Origin of the sequence: Erwinia sp. SLM-02, from assembly GCF_037450285.1 — a bacterium.
Classification (GTDB): Bacteria; Pseudomonadota; Gammaproteobacteria; order Enterobacterales; family Enterobacteriaceae; genus Erwinia.
Window position 1 is genome coordinate 80,432 of record NZ_JAQISN010000004.1, and the last position, 17,208, is coordinate 97,639.

The following is a 17,208-nucleotide window of genomic DNA, read 5'->3' on the forward strand; positions in this document are numbered from 1 at the left end:
GATTTGTGTATCGGTTAACGTGACGAGATGCTTTCATCGCTTCTGGATCTGAGCATCGGCGACCGTTACGGGGCAGAACGCCGGGACGTCGTGAACCCAATCCCTGGGGACTTGGATGCCGCGTCCCTGCGGCATACACCCGGCTTATCTGCCCCGTAACGGTTCTCCTTTCAATTCATTGCGTTGCTGCAAGAAGAAATCAGTCGTTCCAGCAGCAACACCAGAGCATGTAGGCAATCGGGGCTGGCCGGATAAGCGGACCGTCCGAGCACAGGGAGGTGCGAGGCCGAGCGCACAGGGATGTGACAGCGGGTCCGCGTTCCGGCCAGCCCCGATACGCCAGGCACTAAAACCTGGCGTGACCTGAACAGCAACACCTCAGTAAACAGGCGTTCCGGATAACCCCGATAAGCCATGCGCAGAACGTGCAGCAACCCGAACCCACCCGCAACCCGTGCCCCCACCCCCTATTCACTAAATATCATCAGTATCGCCCCGGAAAAAATCACCACCCCGACAAAAAACAACACAATCGCCACCGCTGAATTATCTTTTTTCATCTTATCCCCCTCAGAACCACTGGCCGAAACGGCGGATGTAAAGACGCTTCATGCCCTGTGCAACCAGGCAGTAGCCCAGCAGCGTCGCCAGCAGCCATGGGAAGTAGCTCCACGGCAGCGGCACCAGCCCGACGGCGTGGCCCAGCGGTGAGAACGGGATCAAAATCCCGGCAATCATCACCAGCCCGGTCGCCAGCATCACCGGCAGCGCGGCGCAGCTCTGAATAAACGGAATTTTGCGCGTGCGCAGCATATGTACCACCAGCGTCTGCGACAGCAGTCCTTCAACAAACCAGCCGGACTGGAACAGCGCCTGGCTTTCCACGCTGTTAGCGGCGAACACCGTCCACATCAGCCAGAAGGTGGTGATATCGAAAATGGACGACGTTGGCCCAATCCACAGCATAAAGCGGCCGATATTCTTCGCATCCCAGCGGCGCGGCTTGCGCAGAAATTCTTTGTCCATTTTGTCCCACGGCAGCGCCAGCTGGGACAGGTCATACATCAGGTTTTGCAGCAGCAGATGGATGGCCATCATCGGTAAAAACGGAATAAACGCGCTGGCTACCAGTACCGAAAAGACGTTGCCGAAGTTGGAGCTGGCGGTCATATTCAGGTATTTGATGATATTGCCGAAGGTTTCCCGCCCGGTCATCACACCCTGCTCCAGCACCAGCAGGCTTTTTTCCAGCAGGATGATGTCCGCGGATTCTTTGGCAATATCCGTGGCGGTATCAACGGAGATGCCGATATCCGCCGCGCGCAGCGCCGGCGCATCATTAATGCCGTCGCCGAGGAAACCGACCGTATGCCCGTTGTGCTGCAGCGCCTGCAGTACGCGGGTTTTTTGCTGCGGCGTCAGGCGGCAGAACAGCGTGCGCTGCTCAACCAGCAGGCAAAGTTCCTCATCGCTGAGCCGGGCGATTTCGCTGCCGCACAGCGGTTCACCCGGCTCCAGGCCCACATCACGGCACACTTTGGCGGTGATAATCGCGTTATCGCCGGTCAGCACTTTGACCGTCACGCCGTTTTCGTGCAGCGCCGAAATCGCCTCCGCCGCGCTCTCCTTCGGCGGATCGAGGAAGGTGAGGACGCCGCTGATAATCAGTTCGCGCTCGTCGTGGATGCTCAGCGGTAGCGAAAGCGGATGGTCACCCAGATCCCGCCAGCCCACCACCAGCACGCGGAACCCCTGTTGGTTATAGTTCTCGGCCTGATCGCGCAGGCGCTGGCGTGCGGCATCATCCAGCGGGCGGATCTCATTGCCGTCGCGCCAGTAGCGGGAAACCGCCAGCATTTCGTCCACCGCGCCTTTGCAGACCAGCATCTGCTGCTGGTTCTGGTCGGCCAAAAGAATCGACAGGCGGCGGCGTTCAAAATCAAAAGGCAGCTCGTCAATTTTGCGGTATCGCCACAGATTGCTGACCGCCATCTTGCCCTGGCTGAAGGCCAGTACGGCTTTATCCATCAGATTTTTCACCCCGGTCTGATGGCGGCTGTTCAGCCAGGCCAGCTGCAGCACGCGCTCGTCGGTGCGATCGTGCAAATCCAGATGGTGGGACAGAATGATGCGGTCCTGCGTCAGGGTGCCGGTTTTGTCGCTGCACAGGACATCCATCGCGCCGAAGTTCTGGATAGCATTGAGCTTTTTCACAACCACCTTGCGGCGGGAAAGGGCAATGGCGCCTTTGGCGAGGTTGGAGCTGACGATCATCGGCAGCATTTCCGGGGTTAACCCGACGGCAACAGCCAGCGCAAACAGCAGCGCATCGCTCCAGTCGCCTTTGCTGTAGCCGTTGAGCAGCAGAACGATCGGGACCATGACCAGCATAAAGCGGATCAGCAGCCAGCTGACGCTGTTCACGCCGCGATCGAACGCCGTTTGCGGACGTTTACCCAGCAGTGACGTTGCCAGCGAACCAAACCAGGTGTGTCCACCGGTTGCCACCACCACCGCCGTGGCGCTGCCGCTGGCCACGCTGGTGCCCATCAGGCAGATACCGGGCAGACTGAGCAGCTCCTGCTCGTTGAGCGGTCCGGTAATATTCGGGCTGCTCTGCGTGTCATATTTTTCTATCGGCAGCGCTTCACCGCTGAGCGCCGCCTGGCTGACAAACAGATCGCGCGAGGCCAGCAGGCGCACGTCGGCCGGGATCATATCTCCTGCCGAGAGCCGCACGATATCGCCCGGTACTACCTGCTGTAGCGGGATTTCCATCTCTACCGCTTCGCTGTGCGTATGGCTGCGCCGTATCACCGTGGCGGTGGTGCGCACCAGGGATTTCAGCGCATCCGCCGCTTTATTGGTGCGGTACTCCTGCCAGAAACGCAGCAAACCGCTGAGGCTGACCATGATCATCACGATAATCACGCCGGTCAGATCGGTCTCCTCACCGCGCTTCAGCGGCAGCAGATAGTCGGTGACAAAACTGATTGCCGCCAGTGCGGTCAGTACCCAGATAAACGGGTTATTAAACGCCTGAAGCAGCTGTACCGCGGCCGCCGGCGCTTTCTCGCTGGCGACCTGGTTGGTGCCGTAGTGTTCCAGGCGCTCAGCGGCATCTTCAAAAGTCAGCCCGTGGCGTTGAGTATTAAGCTGAGCGAGGGTGTGTTCCTGGCTCCGTGTGGCTGCGCTGGCGATCGCCAGTTCGCGCGCCTTTTTCAGGTCAGCGTGATGCATTTTCATCTGCCTGCTCCTTGAATGAAGTTTTTTTACGCGCAGGAGAACGACTCCTGCAAACGAGGTTTTTTCAGTAAATTCAGGGAAGGAGGCGTGGCAGGCAGACGGAAAGGACGCGAAACGTTAGTGCGTTATCCTCCCGGGTTCATCCTGCCATCGCCTCTCTCGTGACGGAGGTTCTTTCATCGTGTGCTCCTTGGTTATGCTGGCGCGCAGCAAAAATCGCCCGACAGCAGAGGGATGCCCTGATGCCCGGCCATGCAGCAGCGCCGCTGGCGAAGACCAGATCGAATGAAATTGATTTACGGGATGAAACAGCTCGGAAGAGAGTTGCAGCATGGCCCGCCGTTTTTTACGGCAGGCACACAATAAACGGAGTGGACCTGCCTTCAGTAATGTTCAGGTAAAGGGTGACTGTCCAATGAAATGCAGGCTCCGTTAGTAATTTGCCGAGATTCTAATCGCCGGGCTACGCAATGTAAACCCGGAGATTAATTACGGTGATTAACAGAAGTTATAAAAATAACTAACTGATTTAAATATAATAAATTCCACGCGGCGTGATGAAATTGCCGATTCTTTCCTAAACTGTTTATCAACAGAGATGCAAAACATCAGCTTACGGCATCGCCAGTGCGATAAATCGTCCGCATCCAGTTCTCCTCCGGGCGGTCCGGATAGCTGATTTTTGCCTCAGGTCTGACCGCCTTCGATACGGTCGTCAGCCAGCCGCCGTCCCGCCAGACAAACGACTCCTGTACTGCACACCAGTGTGCGGAAAAGTGAATATAGCGCCCGGCAATATGCAGCATTTCGGGGCTGAAGGGCTGTAGTGACTGACCGCCGCGAAGCCGTTTTCCCTGTTCACGGGCAAATTCGCACAGCGGCCTGAGTTCCGGCGGCAGGCTAAATTCAGGATCGTCTTCATTGATTCCCGACAGCGTTACGCCGGCCTCCTGCGCTGCATCGGTCATCACCCGTAACGCGATCTTCGCCCAGTCGTTGTGCAGGCGACGGCGAAATACCACGGCGGCCCCCACCCGCTTACGCGCCTGTTCGTGCTGGTCGGGCGGCAGGCGCTCGTCATGCCAGCTTTCAACCTTCAGCGCTCCGGCATTCAGCAGCGGTGCCAGTGCCGAAATCTTCAGCAGGCCACGCATCTGACGGCGTGCAGCGCTGACCGCATCGGTCAGATCGTCCGGAACCGCCATCGGGACGGTGGTGAACTGCGGCTGAGTGAGAAACAGATACTCTTCTTCCCGCGGGTTGTAACCGCCGCCGATATCCGAGTGCGCGCCGGGAAGGGTCAGTTCGGGGTAATCCGGTGCAACGCTTTGCAGGCTGTAGTTGTAACGATACTCGTGCCCGGCGGCAATCTGAAAGACCCGATGAGCGATACCCGGTGACAGCGCCAGCTGCAGGCTACCGTCGGGTGGGCTGTGGGGATCGAATCCGTTAGCCAGGTTGGCAATACCGGCAACGCCGTCGAACAGGCCGAGAAACCGGATACTGAGAACGGGGAGTTCGCCATCGCCCGTCTCCCGCAGTCCTTCAACAATCGCGGCAATCAGTGGCGGATCCCGCCTGATAATGCGATTCGCAAAGTGGCGGGCCGCCGCCGCACCCCGGCTGAAGCCGAACAGATCAAACATCAGATGCGACACCCGGCCTTTTTCTTTCCTTCGCCGGATAATCTGCCGTAATGCAGCAGGCAGTCCGGCAATCGCTTCATCCGTTTTGGCAATAATGCCACTTTTTCCTTCGCCAATAGCAAACCCGCTAATACCGTCCGGCTGACCGGAATGGGTGCCCGCTCCGCTGATATATATTCCCTGCTGCGAAGCATTCGCTTCATCCGTATTTGCCTGATACAGCGTGAAAAGACGATAAATATTGGTGAAATACTTATCGAAACTGCTGCGGGAAAGATCTCCGGGCCCCGGGGCCTCCGGGGCGCCTGTCAGATGCGATTCTGCCTCGTCAGCCTTCCTGTCCATTTCCAGCCGTTTCAGGGTGTTATCGGCATTATTACCGCTGCCGTCAAAAAAAATCCCAATCGACAGCACCCTTTCCGGAGGGATATTGACGCGGGCGAAATGATTTTCAGGTAAGACATTTTTTCCACTGCAGGTAATATTATCCATAATAACCTTTCCATGGTGATTGTTGATATTTACTACAGAATTTTTATGCCATCAGGACAGCTATTTTAATTAAAATTCGGCCTGTATTAATTGATTTAAATTATAAATAAACGGCCTGCGTAGAGAAAAAACGACAGGTTGAAGCTGAAAAGTAGTCAAAAACCCTGGTTGAAGCTCACTCTTTAACCAAAGATCGGCATTTATCACTGACTGCTAACTTTTATTTGTGATTTTTTAGTGATTAACTCTAAAAAACATTTCATTTTCCCTGCCATATTCCTGCAAATATCACATATTAAACATTATGTTCTTTTCATGCTGAATCCATAAAAACGGTGCGCACTTTCACCATTGAATGCGATTAAAGCTCTGCGTAAGATTCTTTTTCGTTTATTAGAATAAAGAAACAATTATGCAAGCCTCCATCGCTCCATCTATCGCCGCTGAAGACGCAGCACCCGTAAACTCCCGTAGTAAAGTGGTGGTTGCTTCTCTGGTCGGTACGGCTATCGAATTCTTCGATTTCTATATTTATGCCACTGCGGCAGTGATCGTTTTCCCGCATATTTTCTTCCCGCAGGGTGATGCCACCGTGGCTACGCTGCAGTCGCTGGCCACCTTTGCTATCGCCTTTATCGCCCGTCCGATTGGCTCGGCGCTGTTTGGTCACTTTGGCGACCGCGTTGGCCGTAAAGCCACGCTGGTGGCCTCGCTGCTGACCATGGGGATCTCCACCGTGATCATCGGCCTGCTGCCGAGCTATAGCAGCATTGGCGTGTTTGCTCCGATGCTGCTGGCACTGGCGCGTTTTGGTCAGGGTCTGGGACTGGGCGGCGAGTGGGGCGGTGCTGCCCTGCTGGCAACCGAAAATGCGCCAGCGAAAAAGCGCGCGCTTTACGGTTCGTTCCCGCAGCTCGGCGCACCGATCGGCTTCTTCTTTGCTAACGGCACCTTCCTGCTGCTCTCCTGGCTGCTGACCGATGAGCAGTTTATGAACTGGGGCTGGCGCGTTCCGTTCGTGCTTTCAGCGGTGCTGGTGTTGATTGGTCTGTATGTTCGCGTCTCGCTGCATGAGTCCCCGGTCTTTGCCAAAGTCCAGAAAGAGAAGAAGCAGGTTAAAGTGCCAATCGGTACGCTGCTGAGCAAGCATCTGGGTGCCACGGTTCTCGGCACCTTTATCATGCTGGCGACCTACACCCTGTTCTACATTATGACCGTCTATTCCATGACCTATGGCACTACCGCGGCACCGAACGGGCTGGGCATTCCACGCAATACGTTCCTGTGGATGCTGATGGTGGCGGTGATTGGTTTTGGCGTGATGGTGCCGATTGCCGGCATGCTGGCCGACCGCTTTGGCCGCCGCAAGACGATGATTGTCATCACCCTGATGATTATCGCCTTTGCGCTGATCTTCCCTTCCATGCTGGGTTCCGGTAATCAGGCGCTGGTGATGGCGTTCCTGCTGTGCGGACTGAGCATCATGGGCCTGACCTTTGGCCCGATGGGTGCGCTGCTGCCGGAGCTGTTCCCGACCGAAGTGCGTTATACCGGGGCGTCGTTCTCCTACAATCTGTCCTCGATTCTGGGCGCATCCGTAGCGCCGTATATCGCTACCTGGTTAGCGCACACTTACGGCCTGTTCTACGTCGGCGTTTATCTGGCTTCGATGGCGTTCCTGACGCTGCTCGCACTGATTAAGTGCCGGGAAACGCGTCACGAATCCCTGTTTGATTAATCCTTCTGGCGGCTATGCCGCCTGATGTGCGAACTTACCCTCTTCGCCGCCACATGACCGTGGCGGCGATTTTTTTGCTGATGTTCACTGCCGGGCGCGCCCCATGCGATCCGAACGCGTCACCTCCCTGACCTGATACGCTATTTCCCCTTCATCTGTCCCAGAACCTTCGTACACTGATTCTGGTCATTGTCGCTGGGTGAAATCAGCGCCAGCAGCGCCGCAGCCGGGGCCACAACGGCACCCAGCGCCACGGCCGCCGCGCCTCGGGCAATCAACGGTCCGGCTTTGACCCCGGCATCCGGATTTTTAAAGGTGCCGCGCACGTACAGCGGTGAGCGCAGCGTGATGATGCGAATACCTTTACTTTCCGGGTCGATCGACAGGTCCAGGCGTTCGTTGGCGAAGTTGGTGGTGCCGGTAATATTGATCACCGCATTTTCAGTATCGAAGACAAACAGCCGCGACGAAGCCAGCCCGTTTTTCACCTGCAGGTTCGCCGCCGCACAGTTGATTTTCACCTCATCGTCGCCGAACAGCTTGCCCACCACGTAGTTGCCGACGTTCAGCCCGACGATTTCCATCAGGCTACGGCTGATCAGGCCGTCGTTCATCAGCAGCTTCAGCTCGCCGTTGCTGGTGGCCAGCAGATCCGCCACCGAGTTTCCGCGTCCGCTGAGCGTGGCATCGCCGTTCAGCTGCCCCAGCGCACTCTGCATCGCCTGGACGTCCGGGAACAGCTGACGCAGTTTAAGACCCCGCGCATGCACATCGGCGCGGCCCTGCAGCGGCGTTTTATCCCCTTCCAGATGGATCGTCGAATTTATCGTGCCGCCCGCCATGCCGAAGCGCAGCGGGTCGAGGCGCAGGTCGCCGTTTTTCAGCTTCAGATGGGTGGAAAGGTCGCTCAGCGGCAGCGAACTGCCGTGTTCAATGCGTTTGCCGCTGAAGCGCACGTCCGCATCCATCACGCTCCAGCTTTTACTGTCGAACTTATCGTGCGGCAGAACGCGATCGGCCGGCTGCGTGGAGGCGTCTCCGCGCTTCTTCTTCGCCTGCTCGGTTTTCTCGCTGCCTTTACCGGAGTTCACGCCGATTAACGGACCCAGATCGGCCATCCGCAGCTGGCGGGATTCCAGCTCGCCCTCCAGTTTTGGCCGGGGTTTCGTCTGGCTGTAGGTCAGGGTTCCACGGATATCACTGTCGCCGATATGCCCGTTAAAGTTCTGATAGCGGAACACCGCGCCTCCGGCCTCACGGAAGCGGGCGCTGAGATGCCCGTCGGTTTCATACGGCGGGGTATCCGGCAGCAGCACGCCGGTCAGGCCGTAGAGGTTAGCCAGCGTGTCGCCGGAAAAGCGCAGCCGCAGGTCAACACCGCCGGGATCCATCGGATTCTGGATGGTCCCCGCCAGACGCACCCGCGTGGTTCCGCTGCGCACGTCGGCCTGCACCGGGAACGGCGTGGTCTGACTGCGCAGGGAGAGCATACCGCCGATTTTACCTTCGCCGGTCAGCTTCTCTTTGTTGTAGGTGCCGCTGGCCTGCCAGCCAAAGACAAAGTCAGCGGCGCCCTTCTGTTTGTCATCGCCTCCGGCGAGCTGGGCATAGGGGACCGGTTTACCCAGCGGGTCGACCGTGACCTTCACATCGGCTTTGTTGATCGCGTCGCGATAGCCGATGGTTCCCTGGTCAAAGACGATGTTATCCAGACGGAATGACCAGGCGGAAGGCGGCTGGTTCGGGCCTTTGTTTTCGCTACCGGCCAGGTTAAAGGTCCAGTTGTTCTTACCGTCAGCGGTCTGTACCAGCTTCGCCTGCGGCTGCTGCAGCTTAATCCACGGCAGCCACACCTCTTTGCCCAGCAGCGCCAGCGGAGAAATCGATGCGTCTACCCGTTCAAGGTGCGCCATGGTCAGATCGGGAATTTCCGGCGGGTTGCCCAGCATAATGTCCTGAGCATGAATGTGCGGCCACGGCACCCAGCTGCGCCACCCCGGCTCGCTGCGGTTACGCTCCCAGGCGACGCCCAGATCGCCCCGAATGGCAAACGGACGGTTAATTTCCTGCGAAACCTTGCGGTTGATCGTTGGCTTAACACGGTTCCAGTCGAACGTGGCAATCAGCACCACCAGAGCCACCAGCAGCAGCACCAACACACCGATGGTCCAGCTGATTATTTTCCCGGTACGCGACATTCGCTTCTCCTTACCCTTTTTACGCTTATGTAAAGATAGTCCAGGGGGGAGGATCTGGCATCCGTAAAGGCGACGGCATCCGCTTACGCAATAAGTAAACTGACATCACGATAAAAATAAAACATCGTTTTAAATATTGACTGAGCACCGCCGGGCGGCGAGACTGGTGAAAAAATTTCCCACGGGCAGAGAAAAATGACGCAACAGAAAATTGCCGTAATAGGCGAATGCATGATCGAACTTTCCCAGCGCGGCAGCGATATGAGCCGGGGTTTCGGTGGCGATACGCTGAACACGGCGGTTTATGTCGCCCGCCAGGTACAGCCGCAGGCGCTGCGCGTGGATTACGTTACCGCATTAGGTCATGACAGCTTCAGCAACGAAATGATTAGCGCCTGGCAGAGTGAAGGGCTGCACACCGATCTGATCCAGCGGCTGGAGAACAAGCTGCCGGGGCTGTACGTGATTGAAACCGATGCCAGAGGCGAGCGCACCTTCTGGTACTGGCGCAACGATGCCGCCGCCCGCTTCTGGCTGGATGGCGAGCAGGCTGAGGCGATCTGCCAGCAGCTGGCACACTACGACTATCTGTATCTGAGCGGCATCAGCCTGGCGATCCTCAGCCCGCAGAGCCGCGAAAAGCTGTATGCCCTGCTGGCCGCCTGCCGCGCCAACGGCGGGAAAATTATCTTTGATAACAACTATCGCCCGCGCCTGTGGTCGAGCCGTGAAGAGGCGCAGTCCGCCTATCAGGCAATGCTGGCCCATACCGATATCGCCTTCCTGACGCTGGATGACGAAACGCTGCTGTGGGGTGAGGCCGACTGTGCGGCGGTAATCGGCCGCACGCGGGCGGCGGGGGTGCAGGAGATTGTGATTAAGCGCGGCGCCGATGCCTGCCTGGTGGATACCGGCGCGGAGCCGCTGCTGGAGATACCGGCGGTGCGGCTGTCAGCCGACAGCGTGGTCGACACCACCGCCGCCGGGGACTCATTCAGCGCCGGCTACCTGGCGGTGCGCCTGACCGGCGGCAGCGCGGAAGAAGCGGCAAAGCGCGGGCATCTGACCGCCAGCACGGTGATCCAGCATCGCGGTGCGATTATTCCGCGTGAAGCGATGCCAGACTAGGAACGCAGGGTAATAAACCAAACCGGCAGCAATCCGCCGTTAAGTGAATGCACAGGCCGTAAACGATGAGGTTATCACCTGAACCGTCAGATGCCGGTAGCGATTGAAATCGAAGCAGCCACGCGTCAGCGGCCGTAGGCAGGCACCTGCAACAGCCAGCTGGCCCGGAGCGCATCAAGCGTTGCGCCGCGTGCGGCTCTGGCTTCAGGCAGCGCCCAGTCAACCTGTTCGATGCTCTGCCGGTAGCGCTGGCTCTTCAGCTGGTTGTCCGCCTGGACCATCAGCGGAATGAGCCTGACGCCAACATGGTCGAGGCTGGGCCAGGGCCAGCGTTTTGCGCCGTCGCTCCAGGGGGCCATAAAATCCAGCGCGGTTAACAGCCCGGCTCCCTGCGGCGTCCGGTAGTGCCATAAATCTCCTGCTCCGCTGTGACCGGCAACCGTCGCCAGCGCGGTCAGCGCCTGCAGGTTAAACCAGCTGTAGTGAAACGATCGGGTGCGCGCCAGCTCCAGCGGCTGGCGACCATCGGCGGTCAGCTGACCCGCCATCCGCCGCTGCGCCTGATGAATCATCTCGCGGATAACGTCGGGGCGCTCAACGTACCAGGCAATGCCCGCCACCTGCGCGCTGTACCAGCTGCCGTGGTTATTCTTCGCGGCGGCCTCACCCCGGCCTTCAGGACTGGTCAGCAGCCACGCCAGATAGTCCTTCATCCATCGCTGCATCTGCTGTTCATCCTCCGCCCGCCATCCCGGCGCCTGGCGCAGAGCGATCAGCGAATCGACAAGACGGGTGGCAAAGTAGCGGCCGTCCAGCACGCCGGTGTGTCGCCTGTCGGCTATACCCGGTACGCCCTGGGCATATTTCAGGTTGGGATTCATGCGCGTTGCCGGGTTGATAAACCAGTGGCGGATCAGCGCAATGGCTTTATCCGCATAGCGCCGATCGCCGGAGAAATACCAGGCGAGGGTCAACGTCTGCACGCTGGCGGTAAACGTGGCCAGGCGCACGCCGTCGCTTTGCTCATTTTTACTCGCCGGATTCACGTGACCATCGCGCTTCACCCACGGCAAGCCGTCCGGTTGACGGCTGTCCGGCCACCAGTAGGCGCTGAGGCTGAGGTAGTCATGTTTTGACCCGCCGGGCGGCGTCATCCCCTTATCGGTAACGCTGAGCAGCGGCTGCTTCAGTGCCTTATCCGCCGCACGATGCAGCGACTGCCAGGCGGCAAGCGTGAGTTCGGGCGTCTGCGGCTGCGACAGGCGCTGGCGGTTTAGTGCCAGGTCGCTGGCGTTGAGGAAAGCATAATCCTGCGCGTAAAGTGCGGGAGAGAAGGCAACGAGGATCAGCAGCAGGAAGGGGATCATCCTGCTGAAAGAAGAAGGGCGGCCCTGAAAGGCCGCCCTGCGTTTACTGTGCCGGTGCATCCGTCGCTACCGCCGGATCGGCCGGCGTGGCGGGAGCCTGAGGCGCGGCTTCAACCGGCTTCATAATTTTCTGCCAGCTTGCCTGCAGCTGTCCGGCGTTAATTTCCGGCTCACCCTGCGGCTGCATCAGCATCATGGTGATATCCTGGGTCAGCTGCTGGCGCAGCTCCTGGTTCAGCATGTCCAGCGTCAGGCCGGAGAGGAAGGCCTGGCGCAGTTTCTGATACTGTTCCGGTGCGATATCCACCACCGCATTCTGCTGTGAGCGCAGACGCTGGCTCATCAGCACGTCGGTATCGGTGCGGGCATAGGTGGCAAACAGCTTGTTCAGCTCGGTATTTTTCTGCGCCATCAGCGTGTCAAATTCCTGCTGCGTCAGGCCGTTGTCGCGGACGTTAGCCATTTCTTTGGCGATCAGGTCCAGGTTGGCACTGAGCGCAGCGTTGTCCGAATCGATATTGATGGCGCACTGGGCGCGCTGATACAGCACGCGACAGTCAAAACCGACCTGCACGCCCTGGGCCTTATTATCGCTCAGCACGCGCTGTACGTGCCAGAACAGGGCTTCACGCGCCAGGTCACCCTGCCAGTAGCGCTGGAGATTTTGTGATTCGCGGATCGGCATCCAGGGATTGTCCCAGACCAGCGACAGGCGGTCCTGTCCAAGCGCCGGGTTCACGAGGTTCACCGGCTGCGGCGGCAGAGGCGAAAGCGTCGGCATTGGTGCAGGCTGTTCGCGTTTGCCTTCCAGCGGCGAGAACACTTTGTTGATCTGCTCGGACAGGCTGCGGCTGTCGACGTTACCGACGACGAACAGCGTCATCGCATCCGGCGTATACCACTGTTTATAGAACGCGTTAAGCTGGGCCAGATCGACCGGTACTTTCACCGCGGAGGCCGGGTCATGGCCCAGCAGCGTGGAGCCTTTCAGCCGGTAGCGCCACCAGACATCCTGGGTGTTACCGGGCCAGGTACCGATGGGGTCGTCGGCATTAAGCGCCGTGTTGACCACCTCGGTGTTAATCGTCATTTTATCCACGGTTGCCGCCAGCCAGGTCAGGGCTTCTTTGACCATTTCCGGGCGGTTGTTGGGCAGGCTGAGGTTATAAACCGTGTAGTTATAAGAGGTAATCGCCGGAGGCAACGGGTGCTGCGGGTCGATGCTTTGCTGCCAGAGGGAGCGCTGCTGTGCAGGCTCAAGCGCGGCGTTATGGACCAACGCCAGACGCGGTAAAAGATGGCTGTAGCCAATTTGCTGGGCGCTTTCAACCAGCGATCCGGTATTCACCAGCAGGCGAATCTCAATGCGATCGCTCGGTCGCTGGGGCGTCGTTAACAGCTGCCAGCTGAAACCGTTATCCAGTTTTCCCTGCTGCCAGGCAGGATCGGGTTGGAGGGTTTCAGCCTGTACCGTGCAGCTGGCCGCTGCCAGTACTACCCCACCAATCAAAAGACGAATTCTGGTGCCCTGCATGTGAACCCCTACTCAATCACAAACCAAAAAGAATCACTGGTGATCTGTTACCTGCTGCCCGCGGCATTTCAGCCGGTCAAAAACCCCTGGGAAGCCGCTGTATTTTAAAGGAACAGCTTGTTAGACCACGCATCGGCGAGGATGTCACACAGCGGAGTAAAAAATCATAAAAAAGTGTTGGATGTTATTATGCAAATGCCCGCCGCGAGGGCAAGTCGCGACGGGCATTTCTGTGAAATTTTAATGAATTAAGGTCTTAATGCGCGCTATCAGAGAGCTTTTTTTGACTCTTGCCGGCATTAAGCGTCGATTTCAGCTGATTTTCATCCAGCTGGCCGACCCACTTCGCCACCACTACGGTAGCCACGCCGTTGCCCACCAGGTTGGTTAATGCGCGGGCTTCTGACATAAAGCGGTCAATGCCGAGGATCAGCGCCAGCCCGGCAACCGGCAGATGCCCCACGGCCGAGAGCGTTGCCGCCAGCACGATAAAGCCGCTGCCGGTCACACCCGCTGCCCCTTTAGATGAAAGCAGCAGCACCACCAGCAGGGTAATCTGGTGGAAGATATCCATGTGGCTGTTGGTGGCCTGGGCGATAAAGACCGCCGCCATCGTCAGATAGATCGACGTGCCGTCCAGATTGAACGAGTAGCCGGTGGGGATCACCAGCCCGACCACGGATTTCTTACAGCCGAGCTTCTCCATTTTATCCAGCATGCGCGGAAGCGCCGATTCCGAAGAGGAGGTCCCCAGTACGATCAGCAGTTCTTCTTTGATATAGGCAATAAACTTAAAGATATTGAAGCCGACCACGCGGGCAATTAAGCCCAGCACGATAACCACAAACAGAACGCAGGTGATATAGAAACAGACGATCAGCTGGCCGAGCTGTACCAGTGATCCCACGCCATATTTACCGATGGTGAAGGCCATTGCGCCAAATGCACCAATCGGCGCCAGGCGCATAATCATATTGATGATGCCGAAAATCACCCGGGAGAAGCTGTCAATAAAGTTGAAGATCAGCGTGCCTTTATCTCCGAGGCGATGCAGGGCAAAACCAAACATGACGGCGAACAGCAGTACCTGCAGAATATTCCCGCTGGCAAATGCACCGATAACGCTACCGGGGATCACATCCAGCAGGAAGGCAACAATCCCCTGCTGTTCGGCCTGCTGGGCATAAATGGCCACGGCCTTCGCATCCAGCGTCGCGGGGTCAACGTTCATGCCCGCTCCGGGCTGCAGTACGTTGACCACAATCAGGCCGATAATCAGGGCAATCGTGCTGACCACTTCGAAGTAGAGCAGCGCCACCGCACCGGTCCGTCCGACGGCCTTCATGCTCTCCATACCGGCAATACCGGTCACGACGGTACAGAAAATTACCGGAGCAATAATCATCTTAATCAGCTTCACGAAGCCATCGCCCAGCGGTTTCATCTGCGCGCCCAGTTCGGGATAGAAATGGCCCAGCAGTACGCCGATGGCGATGGCGGTCAGCACCTGAAAATACAGGCTCTTAAACAGGGAAAGTTTCATAAAATATCCGTTAACGGCGGGTGTTCGATAGCGCGAAAATAACACCCGGGTCATGGGATTGATATAACCAGAGGGAATACGGGGTCAGCCATAACGCAAATTTATGAACTGAATCACTTCAGCAGGAAATTCCTATAACCGCAGGTAAACCCCCCTTTCTGACGTTGATTTATCGCGTTTTCGAGGAAGAATAATAGCGGTCAAACTGACCTCGCGGTAACGGCTCCGAATAGAGGTAACCCTGGCCGACATAGATATCCCGCGCCAGTAACCAGTCGCGCTGCGCCTCGGTTTCTATCCCTTCCGCCACCACCTCCAGCTTGCTGATTGCGGCGATTGACGCCACGATCCTCACCATGGTGTCATCGTCCGGCAGCGCAGAGACGAAGCTGCGGTCGATTTTTATCTTGCTGATCGGCAGGGATTTAAACTGGTTAAGCCAGTTCAGATTGGCATAGCCCATCCCAAAGTCGTCCAGCGCCACGGAGATCCCCGCCTCGTGCAGCGCCTGCAGAAGCTGCAGCGCCCGATCGGACTCGCCCACCTGGGCCGTTTCGGTGATTTCCAGCACCAGACTGCCGGGCGTAATGTTATGCCGATCGATATGTTCACGCAGATGGGTGACCATATCGGCATCGCGCAGCTGAATCGGTGACAGATTGACGCTCAGCGTCAGTGTAATCCCCCGCTGCTGCCAGTCTGCCAGCAGGCGGCAGGACTCTTCGAAGACCCAGCGGCCGAGGGCGTTAATGACGCCAATCTCTTCCGCATTAACAATCAGGTCGCTCGGCAGGCACCAGCTTCCGTCCGGCTGCTGCATGCGCAGCAGGGCTTCGGCTCCGATGACCTCACCGCTGCGCATATCGATCTGCGGCTGAAGCCAGAGGGCAAATTTACCCTCTTCAATACCCTGCAGAATGTCGAACTCCTGGGTGAGCCGCTTCTCGGCTTTTTCTGCCAGCTCCGAGTCGAAGAACAGGATCTGATTTTTACCCTGATGGCGAGCGGACATCATCGCGGAAACGGCACGCCCCAGCAGTTCAGCGGCGCTCTGATGGCCTTCTGCACGCTGCGCCATACCGATGCTGACATTGGGCCTCAGCTGCATATGCTGCAGGCTGACCGGCTGATTAAGCGTCTGCAGGAGGGTGTTCGCCAGCCGCAGGGCGCGGAACGGGTTATCGGCCTGTTTGACCAGCAGGGCGAAGTCGCAGTTGGACTGCTGGGCCAGCACCGTATGTTCATCGATGCAGCTGCGAATTTTGTCTACCAGCGTTAACGTCAGGGCATCACGTTCGCCGTCGCTGACGATGCCGTTGGCATCGAGTAACGTCTCAATACGCACCACCAGCACCGTGAAGACGCTGCCGCCTTTTACCGTGCGTAAATGCTGCTCCAGCAGCGCCAGAAACAGGGTTTTATTCGGCAGATCGGTCAGCGAATAATGTGTGCTCAGGCGGCTGATATCCTCGTTCATCGCGCCCAGGGTCAGCTGGTTGCGGTTGTAATTGCGGATCAGCAGGCCAATTTCATCATTGCGGTGGTAGCGCGGCAGCACCAGCTGATGGTTCAGCAGCTCCTGCGGCGTGAGATCCTGCAAATCCTGGGCGATTTTACGCACCGGGCGAACGATCAGGCGGTTGATGCACCAGCTGATGGCAACCGAGAGGATCAGGGCCAGCAGCAGGAAGGTCGTGACCATGGTGGACACGGCGCTGAGGATAAACTGATAGACCCGCCAGGAGTCGGCCTGCAGGATCAGCAGCGCCAGCGGCTTAGGGTTTGCGGGTTCAACGGAGTAAAGCGGCACGGTAATCTGCACCGGCAGCTCAAAGAGGGTGGCGATAAACTGCGGCACCGGTTTTTCCGGCTCAAAATCGGTATGCAGCGCCTGCAGGCCGTTGGGCAGCACCACTTCGGCACGCGCCAGAATGCCGGCCGGGCGCAGGGAGTTAAGGATGAATTCGGCCTGCGGGATATCCGCCTTGAGCACCGCCTGGGACAGCGGCTGGCGCACCGTATGGGCAACGTTCTCCATCTGCTGGGCGTAGTCGATTCTGCGCTGCTGCACAAAGTGGAAAAGCTGTATAACGATAAAGATGCAGATGGTGACGACCGCAACGCCCGACACCGTCGCCATTTGCTTAATCGTTAGTGAACGACTGACGCGCAAGCCTGTTCTCCAAAGCCTGAATCCCCGGATTCGTGGCGCATAAGGCAAAAAACTGCCCTGAGTATATCCTATGGCAACCGCTTGTTAAGCTATCACGCTTCGCGACTATCGGTTTAAGCGTTTTCCGATCGTTTTCGCCTTCC

9 protein-coding genes are annotated in these 17,208 nt (G+C 57.9%); 2 read left to right on the forward strand and 7 right to left on the reverse strand.

What is annotated here, in order from left to right; translation table 11 throughout:
• Window positions 1-570 precede the first annotated feature (570 nt).
• Together mgtA and PGH32_RS19680 are read right to left on the reverse strand one after the other, a co-directional pair.
• On the reverse strand, window positions 571-3,282 hold the full coding sequence (gene mgtA / locus PGH32_RS19675) for a magnesium-translocating P-type ATPase (protein WP_337895027.1): 2,712 nt from the start codon (window positions 3,280-3,282) through the stop codon (window positions 571-573).
• 572 nt (window positions 3,283-3,854) lie between these two features.
• On the reverse strand, window positions 3,855-5,384 hold the full coding sequence (locus PGH32_RS19680; protein WP_337894899.1) for a T6SS phospholipase effector Tle1-like catalytic domain-containing protein: 1,530 nt from the start codon (window positions 5,382-5,384) through the stop codon (window positions 3,855-3,857).
• 412 nt (window positions 5,385-5,796) lie between these two features.
• Between PGH32_RS19680 and PGH32_RS19685 the strand changes: the two genes are divergently transcribed.
• Entirely contained in the window at window positions 5,797-7,122 is a 1,326-nt protein-coding gene (locus tag PGH32_RS19685) for an MFS transporter (RefSeq protein ID WP_314423957.1), read from the forward strand.
• A gap of 140 nt (window positions 7,123-7,262) precedes the next feature.
• Here PGH32_RS19685 and PGH32_RS19690 read toward each other — a convergent pair whose 3' ends face one another.
• Window positions 7,263-9,320 (reverse strand): AsmA family protein, encoded by a 2,058-nt coding sequence (locus tag PGH32_RS19690; protein ID WP_337894900.1) that lies wholly within the window; start codon window positions 9,318-9,320, stop codon window positions 7,263-7,265.
• Between the two features lie 195 nt (window positions 9,321-9,515).
• On the opposite strand from PGH32_RS19690, the gene PGH32_RS19695 reads away from it, so the two are divergent.
• A complete protein-coding gene (locus PGH32_RS19695) occupies window positions 9,516-10,448 on the forward strand; it encodes a sugar kinase (protein ID WP_337894901.1) in 933 nt (310 codons plus the stop codon).
• 125 nt (window positions 10,449-10,573) lie between these two features.
• On the opposite strand, the gene PGH32_RS19700 is transcribed toward PGH32_RS19695, so the two are convergent.
• From PGH32_RS19700 to hmsP, 4 genes are all read right to left on the reverse strand, one after another.
• Complete coding sequence (locus PGH32_RS19700) at window positions 10,574-11,875, reverse strand: alginate lyase family protein (RefSeq protein ID WP_337894902.1); 1,302 nt, start codon at window positions 11,873-11,875, stop codon at window positions 10,574-10,576.
• Window positions 11,859-13,349, reverse strand: a complete 1,491-nt coding sequence (locus PGH32_RS19705; RefSeq protein ID WP_314423967.1) for a M16 family metallopeptidase — start codon at window positions 13,347-13,349, stop codon at window positions 11,859-11,861. Before PGH32_RS19705 ends, PGH32_RS19700 begins: the two co-directional genes overlap by 17 nt.
• Before the next feature lie 256 nt (window positions 13,350-13,605).
• A complete protein-coding gene (locus tag PGH32_RS19710) occupies window positions 13,606-14,892 on the reverse strand; it encodes a dicarboxylate/amino acid:cation symporter (RefSeq protein ID WP_314423969.1) in 1,287 nt (428 codons plus the stop codon).
• Between the two features lie 169 nt (window positions 14,893-15,061).
• Window positions 15,062-17,065, reverse strand: a complete 2,004-nt coding sequence (gene hmsP / locus PGH32_RS19715) for a biofilm formation regulator HmsP (protein WP_314423972.1) — start codon at window positions 17,063-17,065, stop codon at window positions 15,062-15,064.
• Window positions 17,066-17,208: the final 143 nt, after the last annotated feature.